Consider the following 21,614-nt stretch of genomic DNA (forward strand, 5'->3'; position numbering starts at 1 on the left):
CTCACACGCCGGGACGCGCCGGCCCGTGCTTGCGCAGCAGCGCCGCGCACAGCTTTTCAAGATCGCAACGGCCATCGGCCTGCGCTGTTGCCTGCACCGCATCGGCCAGCGCGCCCCCGAGCACGTGTTCGCCCAGCGCGCGGTAGCTCTCGAAGCGCGCCTCGTCGAACCAGCCGTCGGCCAGGCTCTCGTGCGGATAGTCGGGATGCTGCTTGCGGTAGTTGAGCAGGTCGGCGTTTTCGGTGCCGACGATGGCCGGCTTGAAATACAGGATGACGCCATCGTCGGCAGCGCGGTCGGTCTGGCTGTAGCGGATGCTGCCGGCGGCGCAGCTGGCGCTGCACAAACCGGTCTCCGGCGCGATGGCAAGGCGCGACACATCCAGGTCGATCCGCACGTGCAGGTCGGTGGCGCAGCGCCGGATCGCGTTGCCCAGGTCTTCGAAGGCGTGTTCGCGGTCGCTGCCCACGTCCACCGCGATCACCAGGCGGCAGCGGCGCCGCACCAGTTCGTAGATGCCCAGGTTGTCGAAGTGGCCGCCATCGCTCAGGTGCACGTAGCCGGCATCGGCATCGAGCTGGCCAAACAGCTCGGCCAACAGGCTGAACAGGCCAATGGGCGGCGATGAACTGGTCCAGCTCGGGCGCGCCGGGTTCGGGCACCAGCGCCCCAGGCGCACATTGAACATCGTCATCAAAAAATTCAGCGGCGCCGACCAATGCGCGCCGATGTGCGGACTGGCCGCAGCGCCCGACAGCGCCACCGCCATCCCGAGGCGCACGCCGGCGTCGTCGTCCAGGCCGACGCCGGCATGCGCGGCGTAGGCGGCAGTGGGGCGATAGCAACCGGCGCCGCCGGGGCCCGCTTGCTCATAGCCGCACCAGCGCGGCGTGAACGCAAAGGCCGCGGTACGGCGCGTCTGCCATGCCAGTTCTTCGCCATCCACCAGGTTCAGCGCCGTGTTGATGATCGGGTACGGGCGTGCGTTTTTCAGCTCGGCGAGCAGCATGTCGTCGTTGGGATCGAACCCGGTAAACGGGTGCGGCCGGCGCGCGCGGTGGGCGGCGCCGAACCAGGCGCGCACGACGCGGTTCCGGTACAGCATGTACAGCGAAAACTTGTTGATGTCGACGCGCCAGCCGAGCACCAGCGCGGCCCCGAGAAAGCCGGCAAAGGCCACCAGCAGCGTGCTGCCTTGGGTCGCCAGCGTGGCGCTCGCGTGCGCCTGGAACACGCACGCGAGCGTCGCGCCCGGGCAGTCCAGGTGCGGGCGCGCCACCGTCAGCTGCACCAGGCTGCCGAGCAGCGCGAAGATCCCGACGGTAAACACATACGGCGCCACCCGCGCCACCAGTTCGAGCTTGGGGTCGCGCGCGGCCCGGGCGCCCGTGGCGCCGCCGCTCCCGGCCTTCAGGCCGAAGGCGGTCATCGCCAGCCAGCCAAAGAGCGTGGCCAGGTTGGACCACGGCGCATAGGTGAGCCAGGCCCACTGCAGCAGCGGCGCAAGGAAGAAACACACGCCATAGGCGGCCAGCCAGCCGAGCGCGAAGATGGCGCTCCAGGCGCCCTGGCGGCTCCACCATTCTCGGCTCGCATCGCTGTACTGGCGGCCGATCAGGCCGATCATCAGGTTCATCGTGATGGCAAACAGCGCCATCATCGACGGCATGCCGAAGGTGGCCAGCGCGATCGCGTTGTTGACCAGCGGATGCGCGCCTGGCGCCGGTAGCAGCGCCAGCGCGCACAGCAGCAGCACGGTACCCAGCGTGAGCGCGCCCATCGCGCAGGCGAAGTGCGACAGGCCTTCGCCCAGCACCGCGCGCGTCAGCTCGCGCAGCGGCGGGTGGGCCCGCAGGCGCGTGTACATGCTCAGCCAGAACGCACCGAGCAGCAGCAGCGCCACGCCGCCGCACAACCACCATGACAGCTGCGCGCCGCCGTCCGGCAGCCACGCCAGCATCGCCGGTGCAAACGTGCGCGCGGCGTCGAGCATGACCAGCAGCACCGCCAGGGCGCCGGCGCCGCAGACGGTATAGCCGGCGCGCCGGTAGGGGCTGGCCCGGTCGTGCGCCAGGTACCAGCCGCAGGCCCAGACGATGAAGTAGACCACGCCCGGCGCGAGCAGCCAGTACGGCCGCCCGGCCAGTTGCGGCGGCAGCAGCGTCGCCGGCGTCGCACCGCCGTGGCGCCACAGCGCGAGACTGCCGAGAAAGCCCGCCAGCAGCAGCGGCAGGTTGATGCACCACAGGACGGCGCCCTGCGACAGTGGAAAGCGGCGCCGGCCGCGCGAGCTCGCTGGCTCGCTGGAAATCGACAGCGCAATGCAGAAGACGGCGCACAGGAACAGCAGCACGCCCGCGATCCAGGCGGCGTCACCCAGGCGCGCCCATGGCCCGCCCGGCGCCACGACCCTGTGCACGCCCCAGACGGCAAAGCGCGGCAACAGCAGCAGGGCGCACAGCCAGGTCACCAGCATGGTCAGGTTCAGGCCCGTGTTGCGCACGTAGATGCCGAGCAGGGTCCAGGTGTCGGCGCTGAACATGCCGCCCTGCGGCGAGAGGTAGTTGCTGTACTGGCGCAGGAAACGCAGCTCGGGCGCTTCGCCCCTGCCGGCCGGCGGCGCCAGCAGGGCTTCGACCTCGTGGATGTCGTTGCCATGCGCGTGCAGGCAGCGCGCCAGCCAGCCGCCGACGAAGCCGCCGCCGGACACGGTGGACAGGTAATCGAGCTGGCCCAGCAAGCGGTGGCGCGCCAGCGCCTGCAGGGCGCCCAGGCCGAACGTGGCGCTGCGCACGCCGCCGCCGGACAGGGCCAGGCCGGCGAGCATGCCGTCGTGAGCGCGCGCGCACAGGCGTGTACGGTCGGGCGTCCCGCCAGCGTCGAGTGCCTCGCTGCTGGCGGGACGCAGCAGATCGAGTTCGTCGCGCAGCACTTCGCCAAACAGCAGGCCGGCGTCGATGTCCAGGCAGCGCAGGGTGTCGGCATCGATGGTGCCGGCCGGGACCAGTCCATGACGGCGGCGCAGCAGCGCGAACGCATCGTGCAGTTCGCTGATGGTGCCGGCATTGGGGGGCGGATGGCAGCCGGCGGCGGCCAGCTTGCGGCGCAGGTCGTCGACCTGCGATGGGCTCAGGTGGGACAGGTCACTGGGTAGCATGGCGCGCTCCGGCTGGACGACAGGCGGGGCCGCGAAGGGCGGCCGCCAGATCAGTTCAGCACGGTTTATGCACGTGCGCTACCAGCACCGTCAATGGGAGGCGTCGGGCCACCCTGGCAGCACCGCAGCGGCTGGGGTCAGGTCTTGTCGGTCTTGCTGCGGCTGTTGCGTCGGGTACGCGCGGCGGGTTCGTCCGATGGCGTCTCGGGCGCGGTGGCGGCCGGGTCGGCGGCATCGGCGGCGGCCGCGCCCTCGGCCGGCATGGTGCTGGCCACGGCGTGGCGGAACTGGTCCTGCAACAGGTTCCACCACGCCACGGCGGCCGGCATGGCGGCGCTCGCGGCATCAGGTGCGGCCTGCGCGCTGTCGGGCGCTGCGGGCGGTGGTGGGGGCGGTGGCGGTGGCGACGGCGTGGCCGGCGTGTGGGCCGCAGCAGGCGGCGTGGCCGTTTGCGCCATCTGTGCGAAGAACTGCGCGAACGGCGCGACCGACGATTCGCCGACCTTCGTCTGGCCCATGGCCTGGGCCATGCTGTCGCCCATCGCCTTGAGCGTGGCCAGCGTGCCGCGCTGGATTTCAAGGGCCTGGATCGTACCGTGCAGCATGTTCTGATTGAGCGTGAGCCAGGCCTCGACCGCCTTCAGGTCGGCGATCTTCTTGTCGAGGTCTTCCACCGACATGCCCGCGCCGGGCAGCGGCGGCATGCCCGGCATGGTGCCCGGCATGGTGCCGGGGATATGCATGCCGCCCCACAGGTTCTTGACGAATTCGAGGGTGTCGGTCATTCCTGGCATGGGCGGCTTGAGCATGTGGCGTCTCCTGAGTTGGTGGGGCTAGCGTAGCAGATAACGGCGGGGCAGACCACGCCCCGCGCACCGCGGCATCTTACTGCGCTGTCGCGCCGGACTGCTTGACGATCTTGCCCCACTTGACCGTCTCGCTGGCGATGAAGGCGGCGAACTGCGCCGGCGTCTCGCCGGCTGGCTCGGCGCCTTGCTCCAGCAGTTTTTTCTTGACGTCCGGATCAGCCAGCGCCTTGAGGATCGCGGTATTCAGCTTTGCCACGACCGGCGCGGGCGTGCCGGCCGGCGCCAGCAGGCCGAACCACGATGTCGCTTCGTAGCCAGGCACGCCGGCTTCGGCGATCGTCGGCACGTCGGGCAGCGCCGGCGAACGTTGCGGCGTGGTGACTGCCAGCGGACGCAGCTTGCCGGCCTTCACGTGGCTGATGGCCGACGGCATATTGTCGAACATGATCGCGATATGGTTGCCCAGCAAATCATTGACGGCAGGCGCGCTGCCCTTGTAGGCCACGTGCTGGATGTCGACCCCGGCCATCTGATTGAACAATTCGCCGGACAGGTGAATCGACGTGCCGCTGCCCGACGAGCCGAACGTGACCTTGCCGGGATTGGCCTTGGCATAGGCGATCAGTTCCTTGACAGTCTTGAACGGCTGCGCCGGATTGGCTACCAGCAGGTTCGGCACCAGCGCCACGCGCGTGAGCGGGGCGAAGTCCTTGATCGGGTCGAACGCCAGTTTTGGATACAGGCTCTGGTTGATGGCGTGGGTGCCGACCGTGCCCATGAGGATGGTGTGGCCGTCGGGCGCGGCGCGCGCCACGAGCTGGGTGCCGATATTGCCGCCCGCGCCAGCGCGGTTGTCGATGATGACCGGCTGGCCAAGGTCCTTGCTCATGAATTGCCCCAGAACACGCGCCAGGATGTCGGTCGTGCCGCCGGCCGAGAACGGGACGATGATCGTGATGGCCTTGGTGGGGAAGGCTTGCGCCTGCGCCGCCAGCGGCGTCAGGGCCAGCAGGCCGAGGGCCGACGCGGCGGCGAGGGTGAAGGTACGGCGGGTCGACAGGAAGGTACGTGACATGATGTGTCTCCAATAAGGACAACGGATGCGGCGAAATGGACCGGGCACGCGCGTGGACGGCAGCCTGGCCTTGTTGCAGATCGAATCAGACCGGAGCCACGCCCAGCGTGGTGCCGCCACACACGTACAGCACCTGGCCGGTGACGAACCCGTTGTCGGGCGACAGGAAAAAGGCGGCGGCGCGCGCCACGTCGGCCGGCGTTCCCAGGCGGCCCACCACGATGCTGTCGATGATGCGCCGGGTCTCTGGCGCGCCTTCGGGATTGCTGTTGTGGAAAAGCTCGGTCGCGATCGGCCCCGGCGCCACGGCATTGACGGTGATGCCGTCGCCGCCCAGTTCGAGCGCCAGCGTGCGCGTCAGGCCAATCAGGCCGGCCTTGGTGGCGGCGTACACGATGCGCTCGGCCTTGCCCAGCGCAGCGCGCGAGGCGATGTTGACGATGCGGCCGTGTCCCGATGCGCGCAGCGCGGGCAGGAAGGCCTGCACAAGCAGGATGGTGGCCTTCAGATGCAGGTTCACGACATGGTCGAGATCGTCCATCGTGGCCGTGTCGATGGTGCCGGGGCGGGTGGCGCCCGCATTGTTGACCAGCGCCGTTACGCTGTAGGCAGCGGCGATCTGCTGCGCGATGGCGCGGGTTTCAACCGGCTGCGTCAGGTCGGCCTGGAACGACACGAGCTGGTCATGCCGCCAGTCGGGTTGGCGGTAGTCGAGATTGACGACCGTGCGGCCTTCTGCGATCAGCGTTTCGCAGATGGCCCGGCCAATGCCGGCGCTGCCGCCGGTGACCAGGGTCACGTCTTGTCGATGCATATTGTCTCCTTGTATTTTTATAGGAAAGCGCCTGGCGTCGGGGCCGGCTGCTTGACGAACCAGGGTAGGGCGGGCTTCTCCTTTGTGGTCAGACGCGTTGGGTGATTGGCGGGAGGCCGTCGGCGCGCGCCTGTGTCGCATCCGTCAAGGTCAGCCCGGTCAGGCGTTCGAGTTCGGCGAACGACAGGCCATCGACGATGTCACGCACTGCCAGGCCGTCGGGCGTTACATCGAGCACGGCCAGGTCGGTGTAGATGCGGCTCACGCACGCCAGGCTGGTGAGCGGATAGGTGCAGCGCTCGACGATCTTGCTGGCACCGTCACGCGTCTGGTGTTCCATCATCACGAACACGCGCTTGGCGCCGATGGCCAGGTCCATCGCGCCGCCGACGGCCGGAATCGCGTCCGGCGCCCCGGTATGCCAGTTGGCCAGGTCGCCGCGGACGGACACCTGGAATGCGCCGAGTACGCAGATGTCGAGGTGCCCGCCGCGCATCATCGCGAACGAATCGGCGTGGTGAAAGTAACTGCCGCCGGCCAGCAGTGTCACCGGCTGCTTGCCGGCATTGATCAGGTCTTCGTCTTCGTCGCCGGGGGCGGGTGGCGGGCCCATGCCGAGCAGGCCGTTCTCGCTGTGCAGGAAGATCTCGCGGCCCGGGGGCAGGTGCGCACCCACCAGCGTCGGCAGGCCGATCCCCAGGTTCACGTAAGCACCTTCGGGAATGTCACGCGCGACGCGCGCGGCGATCTGGTCACGGCTCAAACGTTGCATGCGGGTTCTCCCAGTACGACACGCTGGACGAAGATGCCGGGCGTGACGATGGCTTCCGGATCGAGTTCGCCCAGTTCGACCACGCGGGTGACCTGGGCAATCGTGCAGCGCGCAGCCATCGCCATGATCGGACCGAAGTTGCGCGAGGTCTTGCGGTACACCAGGTTGCCCCAGCGGTCGCCGTGGAAGGCCTTGATCAGCGCAAAGTCGGCGTGGATCGGTGACTCGAACACATAATGGCGCCCGTCGATGAGGCGCGTTTCCTTGCCGGCTGCGAGATCGGTGCCGTAGCCGGTGGGCGAAAAGAAACCGCCGATGCCGGCGCCGGCGGCGCGGATGCGCTCGGCCAGATTACCCTGTGGTGTCAGTTCGAGCTCGATCTCGCCGGCCCGGTACAGCGCGTCGAACACGTGCGAGTCGGCCTGGCGCGGGAACGAGCAGATGATCTTGCGCACGCGGCGCGCCTTGAGCAGTGCCGCCAGGCCGGTGTCGCCGTTGCCGGCATTGTTGTTGACGATGACGAGGTCGCGTGCCCCTTGTGCGATCAGCGCGTCGATCAGGGCCCCCGGCATGCCGGCGGTGCCGAAACCCCCGATCAGGATGGTCGCGCCATCCGGGATATCGGCCACCGCCGCATCCAGCGAGGATGAAATCTTGTCGATCATGGTGCAGATCCTTTCCAGCGCAAGACGCGCATTGACGCTGTTCGATAATCGCACTAATGTCTGATCACTGAACAGGTGAATCGAGTGTAGGAGCGTGCCGGCCCATGGCGCAAGCCGCCTCGATGGAATGTGTTCGATTGCCGAACGGTTTATTACCTCATTGCCAAGGAGCACCATGAACACGCCACACGAGCCAGCCGAGCCAGCCGCACCCGACACTGCCGCCAGCGACCCCAATTTCATGCTGTCGCTGGCGCGTGGCCTGGCGGTGCTGCAGGCCTTCAGCGACCAGCGCCGCAGCCTGACGATTGCCCAGATCAGCCACCGCACGGCGATCCCGCGCGCCTCGGTGCGGCGCTGCCTGCACACGCTGATCGCGCTGGGCTATGCCAGTGTGGACGGCAACCAGTTCTCGCTCAAGCCGAAGGTGCTGTCGCTGGGTTACTCGTACCTGTCGTCGACGCCGCTCACGGTCTCGGCCCATCCTTACCTGAACCAGGTCAGCCGCAGCCTGAACGAATCTTGCTCGCTCGCTGTGCTGCAGGACGACGAAGTACTGTATGTGGGACGCTCGGCGGCCTCGCGCATCATGTCGGTGTCGCTCACGACCGGCAGCCGCCTGCCAGCGTACTGCACGGCGCTGGGACGCATGCTGCTGGCGCACCTGCCGGCGCCAGAGCTGGACGACTACCTGGCGCGCGTGCCGCTCAAGGCCATGACCGGGCGCACGGTGGTCAATCCCGAGCGGCTCAGGACCATCCTGGCGGACGTGCGCGACGCCGGTTACGTGCTGGTCGAAGAAGAGCTGGAGGTCGGCCTGCGCTCGATCGCGGTGCCGGTGCGCGGCGCCTCGGGCAATGTGCTGGCCGCGCTGAACATCGGGGCGCATGCGGCGCGGGTGTAGCGGCGCAAGATGGAAGAAGAATTCCTGCCGGTCCTGCGCGTGAGCGCGCAAGAGCTGTCGATCCTGTTGCCTTGATCCGGACGCATGCCCCATTGGCATCGGCTTGGGCACGCGTGCCGGTCCATGCCGGCGCCCACGCTACACTAGCGTCATGTCATCCGCACCGATTTTCCTTCCCCGTCGCCGCCGGCTGCTGACAGTGGCGCTGGTCGTGCTGCTGCACTGGATCGTTCTGACCGAGCTGCAGCATGTCAGCCCGGTCCTGCCGCGGGCGGTCACGTCCGCTGGCGCGCCAATGACGCTGGTGGCGCAACTGCTGCCCGTGGCCACCGCACCGGTGCCGGCGCCCGAACCGCTGCCGGTGCCCGAGGCCAGCCCGCCACCATTGCCCCGCATGCCGCCGGTGCCGGTGGAGATCGCGGTGCGTGACCTTCCCGGCGACATCACGCCGGTCACCGATGCGGCGCCTGCCGCGGATGGTACCGGCGCCGCACCGGCTGCACCGGCCGCGCCGGTGGCCGAGCCCACACCCGTCGCGCCGGCTCCGCAGGTGTCGCCAGCGTCCCCGGCGGCAGCGGCTGCACCGCCGCCGCCGGCAGTACCGGAAGCGCGCCGCTATGTCGTCGACATGCCGCCGCCCGCGAAGATCATGCTCGATGTCGCGCGCACCGACGCCGATGGCACCACATGGTCGGGCGAGGCGCTGCTGGCCTGGCAACTGAACGCGGACAGCTACCGCATCCAGGTCGAAGCCGGCATCCGCGTCGTGTTCGCGCGCGTCAATCTGGTGGCCCTCGAGAGCAAGGGCGCGGTGGCAGAGACGGGCTTCGCGCCAATCACGATGACCGAAAAGCGGCGCGGCCGCGCCATGACGGCTACTCATTTCAACTGGGGCAAGGGCCTGATCACGTTTTCGGCATCTGAAGCGATGTACGGGCTGCCACCTGGCGCCCAGGACAAGGCCAGCATCCCGCTGCAACTGACGGCGATCGCGCGCGGCGATGCGAAGCAGCTGACTGGCGCCATCGATATTTTTGTCGGCGAAGACCGCGACGCGGCGATCTACCGCTTCACGGTGGTGGGGCAGGAAGAGATCGATACCAAGCTCGGCACATTGCAAACCTGGCATCTGACGCGTCCGCCGCAGCCGGGCTCGTACAAGTCACGCCTGGACATCTGGCTGGCCCCCGCGCATGGCTGGTATCCGGTGCGGATTCGCAACACCGAGCCCAACGGAGCAGTAACCACGCAAACAGTGAATAATATCGCCTTGGACCATTCAGGATCTTGATATGCCTATGAACAACATTCGACACATCGGTGCAGCCCTGGCGCTGACCTTCGCACTGGGTGGCGCGTCCGCCCAGCCCGCCCATCAGGCCGTCAAGCGCGCGTTCGAATTGCCGCCATCGGCCGACCTGGCCTACGACCTGGCCGCGCGCCAGAAAGGCCTGGCCCTGAAAGGCGACGCCACCGTCAGCTGGCGCGCCGGCGACGGCAAGTACGATGTGCGCTTCGAATCACGCGTGGCGATCCTGGGCACGCTGCTCGAAAACCGCAGCCAGGGCGTCATCGATGCCTATGGCCTGGCGCCGACCGAGTTCTCCGAAAAACGCATGCGCAAGGATCCGACCTCGATCACGTTCGACCGCGCCGCCAAATCAATGCGGTTCTCGGAAGGCGACAAGACCTATCCGCTCAAGGGCGGGGAGCAGGACCGTGTGTCGGTGACCTGGCAACTGGCCGCCGTGGCGCGCGCCGCCGGCGACAAGTTCAAGCCCGGCTCCGAGTGGCCGTTCTTCGTCGCGGGGCGCAGCAGCGCCGAGACCTGGACCTTCAAGGTCGTGCGCAACGAAAAAGTCAAAACCGGCCTGGGCGAGGTGGATGCGATTCTGGTCACGCGCGCAGCCATGAAAGGCAGTCGCGACCAGAGCGTGGACGTCTGGCTGGCGCCGGCGCACGAATTCTATCCGGTCAAGATCCGCTTCACCGAAGGCGACAAGGAAACCATCGAGCAGACGCTCAAGAGCGTGACCAAGTCGTGAGCTGTTGCAGCATTGCAGAGGCTGCCCCGGCGGGCAGCCATTCCGGAATTGCCCAGTCTTAACTGTTATACTGACGCCCCCGCGAAGCTGGCCGGGTCTGTGGTAACAAATGCAATGCAGACCCGCCTCGGCCGCGCACGAGACTGGTTATTAACACGATGATCGACCCCCAAGCCGGCGCGGCGCACGCTGCCGACGCCTCGACGACAGCGCAGGAACTTGATCCGCTGCAGGTGCACTTCCAGGATGGCGTTGCGCCCGACGAAATCGAGCAAGTCTTCCACCTCAAGCGTGCCCAGCCAATGCTGTCGGCCTTCACGGCCCTGTTCCACGGTTCGCAAGATGGCGTGCTGGTGCGTCTGCTCGTCCTGCGCGAACTGGCCGGCGATGCGTCCACGTCGGCCTTCTCGCGCGCCGACATCAACCAGAAGCTGGCCTATCTCGTTCCAGAAAGCCTGGAAACGGTGCTCAACCGCCTGCGTGGCCACGGCCTGCTGGCCTGGGATGCCCCGGCCGCTGTCTACCGCATCACGCCGCTGGCGCGCAACGTGCTCTCGGCGCTGGAAACCCTGCTGGCGCTGGGCAAACCCGAAGGCGACGAAGCCGAGATGGGCTTTTTGCTGTCGCAGGTGGCCGGCGCCCAGGCCGTGGGCGGCGTCACGGTCGACCAACTGAAACACCTGCTGGGGCGCCTGGTCGAACTGACCGAGGAATTTCGCGACGCGATCGCGTCCGGCTCCGAATTTCGCCTGCGCACCTCGCAGGCCAAGTGGCACATGGCCTGCGACTGGGTCGAGAAGGGCTCGGTCATCCTGCGCGCCATCACGTCCGACGAACGGGCCGACGCCGCCACGCACCGCGCCGCGCAGGCAATTGGCCGCGCCCAGAGTGCACTGCTGAACATGCAGGGCATGTTCTCGCGCGCGCTGAACCAGATCGAACGCCAGCGCGTGCATCTGGGCCAGTCGGGCTTGTCGACCACCGACGTGAAACGCTGGTTGCTGGCGCACGACGACCTGGCGAGCCTGGCCGCCGGCGCGATCGACCGGCCGGTGACGCCGCTGTTTGGCACCCCGGCCGAGATGATCGACGTGGCCGAAACCGAACTGCTGGCCGAGCGCATCATCTCGACCGGTCCCAAGGGTCTGCCGAGCGGCCAGGATGCGCCGCTGACGATCAACGACAATCCGGCCATGCAGCTCGAATTGAACGACTGGATCAACAAGCTGGCCGACTTCGCCAACCTGGGCAACTTCCCTGAATTTTCCAGCGTCGGCCCGCGCCAGGTGCAACTGCACGAGTCGCTGCTGCCGGCCACGTTCGCGCTGGCGTCGTACCGCGCCTCACTGCTGCCGCTCTTGGGCGACGCGTCCGAAGCGAGCCTGCAGGGCGCGACCGCCGAACTGGCGCGCCTGCCGCTCACGTTCGTTTCGCTCGACGAGATGGTCCAGCTGAACGACCCGGAAGTGGCGGCCATGTCGGTCGCGACCCTTTCACTGAATGCCGATTCCACTCCTGATGGACAGCCTGCCCCATGAATGACGATGCACAAATCCTGATCGCGCGCCTGCTGACGCACCAGACCCTGCGCCGCGACGACAAGATGGTCAAGCGCGCGCTGTCGGACGACCAGTTCCGCGCCGAAGTCGACAAGCGCCTGCTCGAATCGGGCCTGAAGCTGCTCGATAACGTCTACGCCGACCACGTCACCGTGGCCCTGCACCGCAACGTCGAGCCGAAGATCTTCGGTGCCAAGGACATCTGGCAGAACAACAACTTCGGCCTCACGCGCGATGGCGTCGCGCTACTGGTCGTGCTGTGGGCGCAGATCATCCTGCCCAAGCGCGAGCGCCAGGAAACCCACACGACGATCGACGACGACCAGAATGACATGTTCGAGAAAGAGTTGTCGATCCCGCGCGCCGAAGACACGTCGATCGGCATTTCGTACACGGCGCTGCTGTCGGACTTCGGCGACAAGCTGGGCAAGAAGACGCGCATGGATATGAACCTGGGCGTGCTGTCGAAACTGGGCTTCATCGAGCGCCGCGGCGACGTGATTCTGGAAGGCCCGCTGCTCGACCTGATGATGGACACCGACGTGCTCAAGGAACGCATCATCAACGGCGCGCTGTCCGAAGTCTTCAAGCGCGCCCCGCTGGCCGCAGCGCCACGCCGCGTGGCGCCGGTCGACGCCGACGCCGCCAACGATGCCCTGGCGCCCGACGGCGCCCTTGATGTCCCTGACACCCCGAATTGAGATAGCCGATGTTCCACATTAAATCACTCGAACTGGTCCACTGGGATTACTGGCAGCGGATCAAGAACATCCCGCTCGATGCCAAGATCATCACGATCGCCGGCCAGAACGGCTCGGGCAAGACCACGCTGCTCGACGCGATGCGCACGCTGTTCGGGCTCGATTGCTCGATGGGTCGCACGTATAAACACTATGCGCGCCACTCGGGCCAGCAAAGCGCCTGGCTGCGCGCCGTCGTCGACAACAAGCCGGTGGGGCGCCAGTTGTCGAACCGGCCGTTTCGTCATTCGGGCTTTTTCGCCGACGATGAAGTGACGCTCTTTTGCCAGGTGCAGAAGAACGGCGGCGACTGGAAGCGCCAGTACCTGATGCGCCCCGGTAACGTCGAAATCGAGGAAGTGACCGAAGCGACCGACTGGCTGGGCGTGGAAAACTACCGCAAGCGCCTGGCCTCGGCCGGGCTGTCGCCGGCGATGTCGAAAGTGCTGGCGCTCGAGCAGGGCGAGACCGACAAGCTGTGCGAATACGCGCCGCGTCAGTTGCTCGACCTGGTGTTCCAGGTCTTTGGCGACAAGGAAGTGCTGGACGCCTACGACGAAGCCAAGCGCCATCAGCGCGATACTGAGACCGAGCTGAAACGCTTCGAGGCCGAGCTGGAAGCCTCGCGCACCAACCTCGAAGGCTTGCGCCTGCGCGTGGCGAATCACCATCAGTGGTCCGACCTGCACGCGGAAAAGCGCGAGCTGCACGAAGAAGTACTGCCGGCCCTGCAGTACCACGAAGCGCGCGAAAAAGCGCTGCTGGTCTCGCGCACGCTGCGCGAAGCGAAGAAGCCCCTGGTGCAGGCCGACGGTCAACTGGCCGAGAAACGCAGCCAGCTGGCCAGCCAGCAGCGCGCGCTGACCGAAGCGCAGAAGCAGGAAACGCAGCTCGAGCAGGAGGGCGGCGAACTGGCCCGCCGCCTGACCGAAGTGAACACGCGTTTGAAACCGCTGGAAAGCCTGCTGGAGCAGCGCGACCGCCTGCAGAAGCTGTCGGCAGATGCGGGCGCGGACATCGCCGAAGTGGGCAAGCAGCTGGGTGAAAAAGAAGCCGAGCTGGCGCGCCAGAAGAGCGCGCGCGACGCCGTGTCGACCAAGATCGCGGGCGAGCTGGCGACGATCTCGCAGCTGCAGGGCAAGAGCGCGATGCCCGAGCCCGAAGCGCAGCGCCTGATGCGCCGCGCACTGCGCGACGAGGGCATCGCGCACGCCATGCTGTCGGACATCGTCGAAGTGACCGACCCGAAATGGCAGGGCGCGGTCGAAGGTGTGCTCGGTGGTTACGCCTCGGTCGTGCTGCTCGAAAAAGCGTCGGATGCTGCCAACGCCTACCGCCTGGCCGAGAAGGAACGTTATCGCCACTTCATCGTGCCCGATTGCGTGAACGCGCCGGTCGTGAAAGACGATAGCCTGCTGTCGGTGGTGAGTTTTTCGGGCAAGGCGCCGGGCTGGCTGATCGACCAGCTGGAACGCATCGTGCGCGTCGATTCGGTCGACGACGGTTTCAAGAGCCGCTCGGACGAATGGATCACGCCGGACGCCTACCACCGCGAACGCCGCGGTGGCCGCTCGCTGTTCGTCGAAGCATCGCGTTATCGCTTTGGTGCGGCAGGCAAGACGCAGCGCCTGGAAGCGATCCAGAAATCGCTGCCGGCGCTGGAACAGAAGGAAGATGCACTGACGCTGGCGATCTCGAAGCTGGCCGCCGAAGTGGGCGGCCTGAAGGCGCGCATCGCTGGCGTGGACGCGGCCAAGGAACTGTCGGCCCGCCAGGAAGAATTCGAGGAAGCCGCGCGCGCACTGGCGCCGCTCAAAGCAGAACGGATGGAAGTGGGCGCGCGCCTGGGCGAGCTGCAAACGCTGAGCAAGAACGCGACCGTCGCGCGCACCCGCGCCGACACCGTGTGGCAGAACGCGCGCATGGCGCTGTCGGAAGCCGAAGCAGGCATGCGCCTGAACCATCGCCGTCAGATCGACCAGCGCACCGAGCACGCCAAAGCACTCCTGGAGTTGCGCCGCAGCTGGCGCGCGGTGCCGGGCGCGTGGAAGAACCCGAACTGGCGGGGCGAGCTGGTAGCCAAACACCAGAACGCGCACCAGGTCAATCTGCGCCTGGGGTCACTCGAAGGCTCGCTGGCGCGCGAAGACTGGGAGCTCGATGCGACCGTCATCGATCAGTACGCGCGCCTGCACGACCAGCTCGATAGCCGCCAGACAGAGACCGAAGAACGCCGCTACCAGAACAACCGCGCGATCGAAGCGACCGGCAATGCGCGCGGCGCCTACATCGAGCGCTTGCGCTACACGATCAAGACCTACACCAAGAACATCCGCGAACTGGGTGGCCTGGCCGGGATCGACGTGCAGGCCGACCCGGTGCGCCTCGAGAACGACGACGTGCAACTGTCGCAGGCGGGCCTGCACGTGCGCTTCAAGTTCGACGGCAAGGACCAGATCGGGATGAACGACGGTGAAGCCTCGGGTGGCCAGCAGGTCATGAAATCGCTGGTGCTGCTGATTGGCCTGCTCAAGTCCGAGGAAGGCTCGGGCGGCTTCGTGTTCATCGATGAACCGTTTGCTCACCTGGATATCCGTAATATCCAGCTGGTCGGCGAGTTTTTGAAGAACACCGACGCCCAGTACCTGATGACGACCCCGCTGACGCACAACACGGACGTCTACGACCCGTCGGAGCTGACGCTCATCACGAGCAAGAAGAAGAAGGACCAGCAATGGGCGCAGCCAATTTTCGTGCTGCAACGCCGCAAGGAAGCAGCGTAGGGTGTGCGGCTACGCCGCGCACGCGGTGATAATTGGCGGTACGGTCATCAGGTACGAGAGCGGAGCAGGCCTCTTTTAAGGGGGGCTCCGTTTTAACTGACGCGTGAACGGCGCAGCTAACCATCACCGCGTGGACGGCGGAGCCGTCCACCCTACCTATTCTCGCGCCTGGCCCGCCGGCGCCAGCGCAGCAGCCCGGCCGAATAGCAGGCGAAGTAGCCACTGGTCAGGCCCACGCACAGCATGGTCAGCGGGCTGTCGCTCAGCTGGGGCGTCGGCAGCCCCTTTCCCTGGTTGGCGTAGATCTCGACGCCGATGTACAGGATGCGCGCCACCAGGATCATCGCCATCACCAGGCCCAGGCGGGCGTTGGGGGTGAAGTAGTAACCGTCGGGCGTGGCCTCGAAGCGCGACAGCTTCAGGCCCCAGACGCCATAGCCGATGCCGCCGGCGGCGCCCACCAGCAGCGCCGCCAGGTTGTACGGACTGGCCAGCAGCTGCGCCGCCGGCACCAGGATCATCGCGCCGAATACCAGGATGCCCGTGTAATGGCGCTGGTAGATCGAGCGCTGGCGCAGCATCTGCTTCTTGATGCGCGCGTAGATGCGCCAGACCAGCAGCGGGGTCAGGACGAGCAGGGCCAGGGTGGTGATCGAAAGTTCCATGGAGACGGTCAGCAGGCGGTGTGCGGAAAGACCGCATTGTAGCCCACTGCCAGCGCGCGCCGCGCCGCAGGAGCGCATGCTAAGGTGGGCCAATCAGCCAATCGAGGAGGACCGCATCATGCAAGCAGGCCAACCCGCGCCATCAGCGCCATCAGCGCCGCCGTTTTCCATCCACGCCCATCGCGCGCCGGATCCGGCGCCCGTCGACGATCCGATGCCGGATCCGTTCGAAGCGCCGCATCCGCATCCGCATCACCAGCCGGGCCATTTGCCGCACGATGACGAGCCGGTGCCCGATCCGAACCCCAGCTGACGCAGGTTGGCGGCGGGTGCTACCATGGAGCATTGCCGCCTTACTGTTGGACGCAATGAAATACCGACTTTTCCTGTTTGACCTCGACGACACCCTGCTCGATTTCCGGGCTTCCGAACAAGCTTCCTTCCAGCGCACGATGGCGCACTTCGATCTGCGTGACGGCCTCGACGTCCTGTTCGCGCAGTACCAGATGACCAATGTCGCGCTGTGGCGCCTCTTTGAACAGGGCGCCGTGTCGAAGGACTTCCTGCGCATCGAACGCTTTCGCAAGACCTTCGCCGACAATGCGATCGACCTCGATCCGCATGTTGCCAGCGATGTGTATGCCGAAGCGCTGGCCGATACCGTGGTGCTGATCGACGGCGCCGTGCAGCTGTGCGAGACGCTGGCCGCCATCGGCGAAGTGGGCATCATCACCAACGGCGCGCATGCGATCCAGCACCGGCGCATCGCCAGTTCGGGCCTGGCCCCGTCGCTGTCGTTCGTCGCGACGTCCGAGGCCTGCGGCTTCGCCAAACCGGACAGCCGGTTCTTCGAGTACACCAGCAAGATGGCGCGCAGCTTCGCCAAGCCTGATACGGTGATTGTGGGTGATCGCCTGGACGCCGACATCCTCGGCGCGAACCGCTTCGGCATTGACAGTGTCTGGTTCAATCCGGGCCGCCTGCTGAACGAATCGCTTGCCGTTCCCACCTGCGAAGTCGACAGCCTGCACGGCGTGGACGCTGCATTGCGCCACCTGGCCCTTGCCTGAATCGTGCCTGGCTGGCCGGCGTATTCATGAGATGGCGTCATATGCCTCATGCGCGAATCAGCCTTACTCTCGCGCCCCAGCAAGGCTATAGTGATTGCTGGTAGATTCTCCCAGTGCCGCCGCGCCTTTGCGTGACCCTGCGACCCTGCGGCCATCCCGCTATTTCAAGTAAACAGGCAAGACCACCACAAGGATTTTCATGACTGTCAAAGCTTACGGCGCCCACGCGCCCGACCAAGCCCTCGAATCGATGGACATCACGCGCCGCGCACCTGGCGCGCACGACGTGCAGATCGCGATCGACTTCTGCGGCGTCTGCCACTCCGACCTGCATACCGTGCGCGGCGAATGGGCCGGCTCGCAATTTCCCTGCGTGCCGGGCCACGAGATCGTCGGCCGCGTCTCGGCCGTTGGCGACCACGTCACGCAGCACAAGGTCGGTGACCTGGTCGGTGTCGGCTGCATGGTCGACTCGTGCAAGGCCTGCGCCGATTGCGGCGAAGGCCTGGAAAACTATTGCGACAATATGGTCGGCACCTATAACGGGCCAACCCCGGATGCACCGGGCCACACGCTGGGCGGCTACTCCGAGCAGATCGTCGTGCACGAGCGCTTCGTGCTGCGCGTGACGCACCCGCAAGAGCAGCTGGCCGCCGTGGCGCCGCTGCTGTGCGCCGGCATCACTGTCTGGTCGCCGCTGCGCCACTGGAATGCCGGTCCTGGCAAGAAGGTCGGTATCGTCGGCATTGGTGGCCTGGGCCACATGGGCATCAAGCTGGCCCACGCCATGGGCGCGCATGTGGTGGCGTTCACGACGTCGGCCTCCAAGCGCGACGACGCGCTGGCGCTGGGCGCCGATGAAGTCGTGATCTCGAAGGATGCCGACGCCATGGCGGCGCAGGCAAAGACGCTGGACCTGATCATCAACACGGTGGCCGCGCCGCACGACCTGGACGCGTTCCTGCAGATCCTCAAGCGCGACGGCACCATGGTGCTGGTCGGTGCGCCGGATTCGCCGCACCCGTCGCCGCAGGTGTTCAACCTGATCATGAAGCGCCGCGCGATCGCCGGTTCGATGATCGGCGGGATCCCGGAAACCCAGGAGATGCTCGACTTCTGCGCCGAACACGGCATCGTGTCCGACATCGAAATGATCCGCGCCGACGAGATCAACGGCGCCTACGAGCGCATGCTCAAGGGTGACGTCAAGTACCGCTTCGTGATCGACAGCGCCACGCTGGCCGCGTAGGGTGATCGGCGTCGTGTTCGTGCCGGATGATCTCGCGGCCGTCCACCCTACGTGGAAACTGACCGCTTACGTAGGGTGGGCGGCTCCGCCGTCCACGCGGTGACCGGCGGCGTGTTCGTGCCGGATGATCTTGCGGCCAACCATTGACGCGTGGACGGGGTACCCGTCCACCCTACGCCTGCTGCCCCGCAGCAGGCTGTTTCCCCCTCCTGCATAACCAATGAATCCAACCATTTCCGTCGCTTGCGACAGCAAGCCGGCCGGGCCCGCGGCATGGGGCGCCGTGCTGGCGATGTCGCTTGCCGCCTTTGCCCTGGTCGCGTCCGAATTCATGCCGGTCAGCCTGCTCACGCCATTGGCGGCCGACCTGCGCATCACCGAAGGCCAGGCCGGGCAGTCGATTGCCATTTCCGGCGCGTTCGCACTGCTGACCAGCTTGTGCCTGACATCCGTCGTGGGACGGCTCGACCGCAAGACGCTGCTGCTGGCGCTGACCGGCCTGATGATTGCCTCCGGCACCGTGGCCGCGTTTGCGCCGAACTATCCGCTGTTCATGGTGGGCCGCGCACTGATCGGCGTTGCCATTGGTGGCTTCTGGTCGATGTCGGCGGCCACCGCGATGCGCCTGGTGCCCACGGCCGACGTGCCGCGCGCGCTGGCCATCCTCAATGGTGGCAATGCGCTGGCCACGGTGATTGCCGCGCCGGTGGGCAGTTACCTGGGCGGCGTGATCGGCTGGCGCGGCGCCTTCTTTTGCCTGGTGCCGGTGGCGATGCTGGCGCTAGCCTGGCTCTGGTTCAGCCTTCCCGCGCTGCGTCCGGAACATCGGCAGGCGCCGGCCAGCATGTTCACATTGCTCAAGCGCCCCGCGGTCTGCCTGGGCATGGCGGCGGCGAGCCTGTTTTTCATGGGGCAGTTTGCGTTGTTTACCTATTTGCGGCCGTTTCTCGAAACGGTCACCCGGGTCGATGTGTCGATGCTGTCGCTGATGCTGCTGGTCCTGGGCGTGGCCGGGTTCATCGGCACGACACTGATCGGCTCCGTGCTCAAGGCGCGCATGTACCCCGTCCTGATCGCGATCCCGCTCATCATGGCGGCGATCGCGGTGGGGCTGCTCATCGTCGGCCAGTCGGTGGCGGCAACGATGGTGCTGCTGGCCATCTGGGGGCTGGTGGCGACGGCGGCGCCGGTGGGCTGGTGGACCTGGCTGGCGCGCACGCTGCCGCGCGATGCCGAAGCCGGCGGCGGCCTGATCGTGGCGGTGGTGCAGCTGGCGATCATGCTCGGCGCCACCGGCGGCGGCCTGCTGTTCGACGCCATGGGCCACCGCGCCACCTTTGGGTTCAGCGCCGCCGTGCTGGTGGCGGCCAGCCTGCTTGCGCTGCTGGCCGCGCGCGCCGGCCGGGTTGATCAGCCTGTGTAGTTCATCCGGTATAGCGCAGCGCGTCGATCACGAGGCCCAGTGCACGCGACGAATGGCGCCGGCTCGGGTAATAGGCGTGCAGGCCGGGAAAGCTGGGACACCACTCTTGCATCACGCTGACCAGGCGGCCGCCCTGCACATGGGGCGCGACCAGGCTGTCGGGCAGGAAGGTCACGCCCACGCCGTCGAGCGCCGCAGCCAGCATGTGATGGACGTTGGTAAACACGGCCTGGCCGCGCACGCGCGCCTCGATCGGCTGGCCATCATGCAGTAACTCCCACGCATACAGCCCGCCGCTGCTGGCCAGCCGCAGGTTGATGCAGTTGTGCGTCATGAGATCCTGCAGCGAGGCCGGCGCCGGCTGGCGCGCGAAGTAGGCGGGCGCGCCAACGATCCGCATCGGCACGTCGGCCGTCAGGCGCACCGCGATCATGTCTTTTTCCACCTGGTCGCCATGGCGCACGCCGATGTCGAAGCGCTCGGCCGCGATGTCCACCAGGCGGTAGTCCGAGCTGATTTCGATGTGCAGCTCGGGATACTGCGGCAACAGCGGCGCGATGCGCGGCCAGAGTACCGTGTCGATCACATGGTCAATGGCGGTGATGCGCACGGTGCCGGACGGCTTGTCGCCCAGGTCGCTGATGGCCGTGATCTCGGCATCGATTTCTTCGAGACGCGGGCCTACATTCTGCAGCAGGCGCTCGCCCGCTTCGGTGGGCGAGACGCTGCGCGTCGTGCGCGTGAGCAGGCGCACGCCCAGGCGCTCCTCGAGCCCCCGCACGATGTGGCTGAGCGCCGATTGACTCATGCCCAGCTTGGCGGCAGCGCGCGTGAAGCTGCGCTCGCGGGCAACGGCGATGAAGACGAGGATGTCGTTGATGTTGTCGCGGGCCATGCAGGCTCAATCCTGATCGGCCTCGCCGGCGCCGCTGCGCGTGCTGCGCAGCCAGTCGCTGCCCTTGCCAGCCAGCGCCGTATCGATGACGCCCTGCGGCAGGCTGTAGACGGTGGCCCAGGTGGCGCGCCCGTCGATATCGTTGGAAGGGAAGCTGGTGGTGTCGATCGGCCAGTGGTATTTGCGTTTCAGCGCGCGCACGATTGCGGCCAGCGTCACGCGCCCGCGCAATGGTTCGCTGCCGGTCTGGTCGGCGTTCGACAACAGCACGGCGAGCACCGCGCCGCGTGCGGTGCGGGGACCGGGGAAGATGGGATGTTTGCTTGCCATGGGCAGATTCTACCCGGCCAGCGCAAAGTCCGCGCCGCGCGGCAGGCGGTTCGCGCCGTCCGGGCGCCGCTTCGTCGCGCCGGATGCCGCGGCGCCCGGCGCGCCCGCACAATGCATGCACCTTCTAGCTGCCACGGAGCCCGCCATGCTGATCCAGATCCTGACCCACACGCCCCTGTACGTTTGGGCCATTCTCGCCTTTCTGCTCTGGCGCGGCGTCGCCGAGATGCGCGATCGCGAACTGACGCTGCGCCGGATGCTGATCCTGCCGCTGGTGATGCTGGGATTGTCGCTGAACGATATGGCGCTGAAGTTCGACCTGGGAATGGTGTTGCTGGCTGCCTGGGGCGCCGGTTGCGCGGCGGCGATGCTGCTGGCCTGGTCGTTTGGCCGCACGCGCATCGCGGCCGGCACGGCGCCGGACCGGGTGCTGGTGCGTGGTAGCAGTATGCCCTTGATCCTGATGCTGGCCATCTTTCTGACCAAGTACATCACGTCGGTCGTGCTGGTGATCCAGCCACACCTGGCGCACCAGATGTCGGTGGCCGCGACGATCTGCCTGGTGTTCGGCGTGTTCAACGGCTTGCTGCTGGGCCGCCTGGCGCGCATGGCGAGCGCCGTGGGACAGCAGCGGGCAGGCTTGCCCGCTGCTGTCTAGG

19 protein-coding genes and 1 pseudogene are annotated in these 21,614 nt (G+C 66.9%); 11 read left to right on the forward strand and 9 right to left on the reverse strand.

Features of this window, described 5'->3' with window-relative positions; translation table 11 throughout:
- Position 1 precedes the first annotated feature (1 nt).
- From RCH14_RS13250 to RCH14_RS13275, 6 genes are all read right to left on the reverse strand, one after another.
- Positions 2–3,157 carry a patatin-like phospholipase family protein gene (locus tag RCH14_RS13250; RefSeq protein ID WP_343026565.1) on the reverse strand — a complete coding sequence of 1,052 codons (3,156 nt, stop codon included), beginning with the start codon at positions 3,155–3,157 and terminating at the stop codon, positions 2–4.
- Between the two features lie 137 nt (positions 3,158–3,294).
- Positions 3,295–3,966 carry a PhaM family polyhydroxyalkanoate granule multifunctional regulatory protein gene (locus tag RCH14_RS13255; RefSeq protein ID WP_343026566.1) on the reverse strand — a complete coding sequence of 224 codons (672 nt, stop codon included), beginning with the start codon at positions 3,964–3,966 and terminating at the stop codon, positions 3,295–3,297.
- Between the two features lie 76 nt (positions 3,967–4,042).
- Positions 4,043–5,041 carry a tripartite tricarboxylate transporter substrate binding protein gene (locus RCH14_RS13260; RefSeq protein ID WP_343026567.1) on the reverse strand — a complete coding sequence of 333 codons (999 nt, stop codon included), beginning with the start codon at positions 5,039–5,041 and terminating at the stop codon, positions 4,043–4,045.
- An 85-nt stretch (positions 5,042–5,126) separates the two neighbouring features.
- Positions 5,127–5,855 carry an SDR family oxidoreductase gene (locus RCH14_RS13265; RefSeq protein ID WP_343026568.1) on the reverse strand — a complete coding sequence of 243 codons (729 nt, stop codon included), beginning with the start codon at positions 5,853–5,855 and terminating at the stop codon, positions 5,127–5,129.
- A gap of 88 nt (positions 5,856–5,943) precedes the next feature.
- Positions 5,944–6,627, reverse strand: coding sequence for a 3-oxoacid CoA-transferase subunit B (locus tag RCH14_RS13270; RefSeq protein WP_343026569.1), 684 nt, complete (start codon positions 6,625–6,627; stop codon positions 5,944–5,946).
- Positions 6,615–7,292: a 3-oxoacid CoA-transferase subunit A gene (locus tag RCH14_RS13275; RefSeq protein WP_343026570.1), complete on the reverse strand. Its 678-nt coding sequence runs from the start codon at positions 7,290–7,292 to the stop codon at positions 6,615–6,617. The genes RCH14_RS13270 and RCH14_RS13275 overlap by 13 nt, the downstream gene beginning before the upstream one ends.
- Positions 7,293–7,467: 175 nt before the next feature.
- Here RCH14_RS13275 and RCH14_RS13280 point away from each other — a divergent pair.
- From RCH14_RS13280 to RCH14_RS13305, 6 genes and pseudogenes are all read left to right on the forward strand, one after another.
- A pseudogene (locus RCH14_RS13280) lies at positions 7,468–8,271 on the forward strand (IclR family transcriptional regulator C-terminal domain-containing protein).
- Between the two features lie 76 nt (positions 8,272–8,347).
- Positions 8,348–9,487, forward strand: a complete 1,140-nt coding sequence (locus tag RCH14_RS13285; protein ID WP_343026571.1) for a DUF3108 domain-containing protein — start codon at positions 8,348–8,350, stop codon at positions 9,485–9,487.
- A 7-nt stretch (positions 9,488–9,494) separates the two neighbouring features.
- Positions 9,495–10,241, forward strand: coding sequence for a DUF3108 domain-containing protein (locus RCH14_RS13290; protein WP_343026572.1), 747 nt, complete (start codon positions 9,495–9,497; stop codon positions 10,239–10,241).
- Positions 10,242–10,399: 158 nt separating this feature from the next.
- Complete coding sequence (locus RCH14_RS13295) at positions 10,400–11,779, forward strand: hypothetical protein (protein WP_343026573.1); 1,380 nt, start codon at positions 10,400–10,402, stop codon at positions 11,777–11,779.
- Positions 11,776–12,501, forward strand: a complete 726-nt coding sequence (locus RCH14_RS13300) for a hypothetical protein (RefSeq protein WP_183553974.1) — start codon at positions 11,776–11,778, stop codon at positions 12,499–12,501. Before RCH14_RS13295 ends, RCH14_RS13300 begins: the two co-directional genes overlap by 4 nt.
- Before the next feature lie 8 nt (positions 12,502–12,509).
- Positions 12,510–15,323, forward strand: a complete 2,814-nt coding sequence (locus tag RCH14_RS13305; protein WP_343026574.1) for an ATP-binding protein — start codon at positions 12,510–12,512, stop codon at positions 15,321–15,323.
- Positions 15,324–15,475: 152 nt separating this feature from the next.
- Here RCH14_RS13305 and RCH14_RS13310 read toward each other — a convergent pair whose 3' ends face one another.
- Entirely contained in the window at positions 15,476–15,988 is a 513-nt protein-coding gene (locus RCH14_RS13310; protein WP_343026575.1) for a hypothetical protein, read from the reverse strand.
- Between the two features lie 118 nt (positions 15,989–16,106).
- On the opposite strand from RCH14_RS13310, the gene RCH14_RS13315 reads away from it, so the two are divergent.
- The 4 genes from RCH14_RS13315 to RCH14_RS13330 all read left to right on the forward strand — a co-directional run bounded on the left by RCH14_RS13315 (position 16,107) and on the right by RCH14_RS13330 (position 19,730).
- Positions 16,107–16,301: a hypothetical protein gene (locus RCH14_RS13315; RefSeq protein ID WP_343026576.1), complete on the forward strand. Its 195-nt coding sequence runs from the start codon at positions 16,107–16,109 to the stop codon at positions 16,299–16,301.
- Positions 16,302–16,356: 55 nt separating this feature from the next.
- Positions 16,357–17,058: a YjjG family noncanonical pyrimidine nucleotidase gene (locus RCH14_RS13320; RefSeq protein WP_343026577.1), complete on the forward strand. Its 702-nt coding sequence runs from the start codon at positions 16,357–16,359 to the stop codon at positions 17,056–17,058.
- Positions 17,059–17,257: 199 nt separating this feature from the next.
- Positions 17,258–18,307 (forward strand): NAD(P)-dependent alcohol dehydrogenase, encoded by a 1,050-nt coding sequence (locus RCH14_RS13325; RefSeq protein ID WP_343026578.1) that lies wholly within the window; start codon positions 17,258–17,260, stop codon positions 18,305–18,307.
- A 220-nt stretch (positions 18,308–18,527) separates the two neighbouring features.
- Positions 18,528–19,730 (forward strand): MFS transporter, encoded by a 1,203-nt coding sequence (locus RCH14_RS13330; RefSeq protein WP_343026579.1) that lies wholly within the window; start codon positions 18,528–18,530, stop codon positions 19,728–19,730.
- 1 nt (position 19,731) lies between these two features.
- On the opposite strand, the gene RCH14_RS13335 is transcribed toward RCH14_RS13330, so the two are convergent.
- The gene (locus tag RCH14_RS13335) at positions 19,732–20,625 is read right to left on the reverse strand and encodes a LysR family transcriptional regulator (RefSeq protein WP_343026580.1); all 894 of its coding nucleotides are present in this window, start codon (positions 20,623–20,625) and stop codon (positions 19,732–19,734) included.
- Positions 20,626–20,631: 6 nt separating this feature from the next.
- Complete coding sequence (locus RCH14_RS13340) at positions 20,632–20,955, reverse strand: hypothetical protein (protein ID WP_343026581.1); 324 nt, start codon at positions 20,953–20,955, stop codon at positions 20,632–20,634.
- Between the two features lie 115 nt (positions 20,956–21,070).
- Here RCH14_RS13340 and RCH14_RS13345 point away from each other — a divergent pair, with 115 nt between their 5' ends.
- Positions 21,071–21,613, forward strand: coding sequence for a DUF6622 family protein (locus RCH14_RS13345; RefSeq protein WP_343026700.1), 543 nt, complete (start codon positions 21,071–21,073; stop codon positions 21,611–21,613).
- Position 21,614 lies beyond the last annotated feature (1 nt).

Origin of the sequence: Massilia sp. MP_M2 (assembly GCF_039123635.1) — a bacterium.
In the GTDB taxonomy this organism is placed as follows: domain Bacteria; phylum Pseudomonadota; class Gammaproteobacteria; order Burkholderiales; family Burkholderiaceae_D; genus Telluria.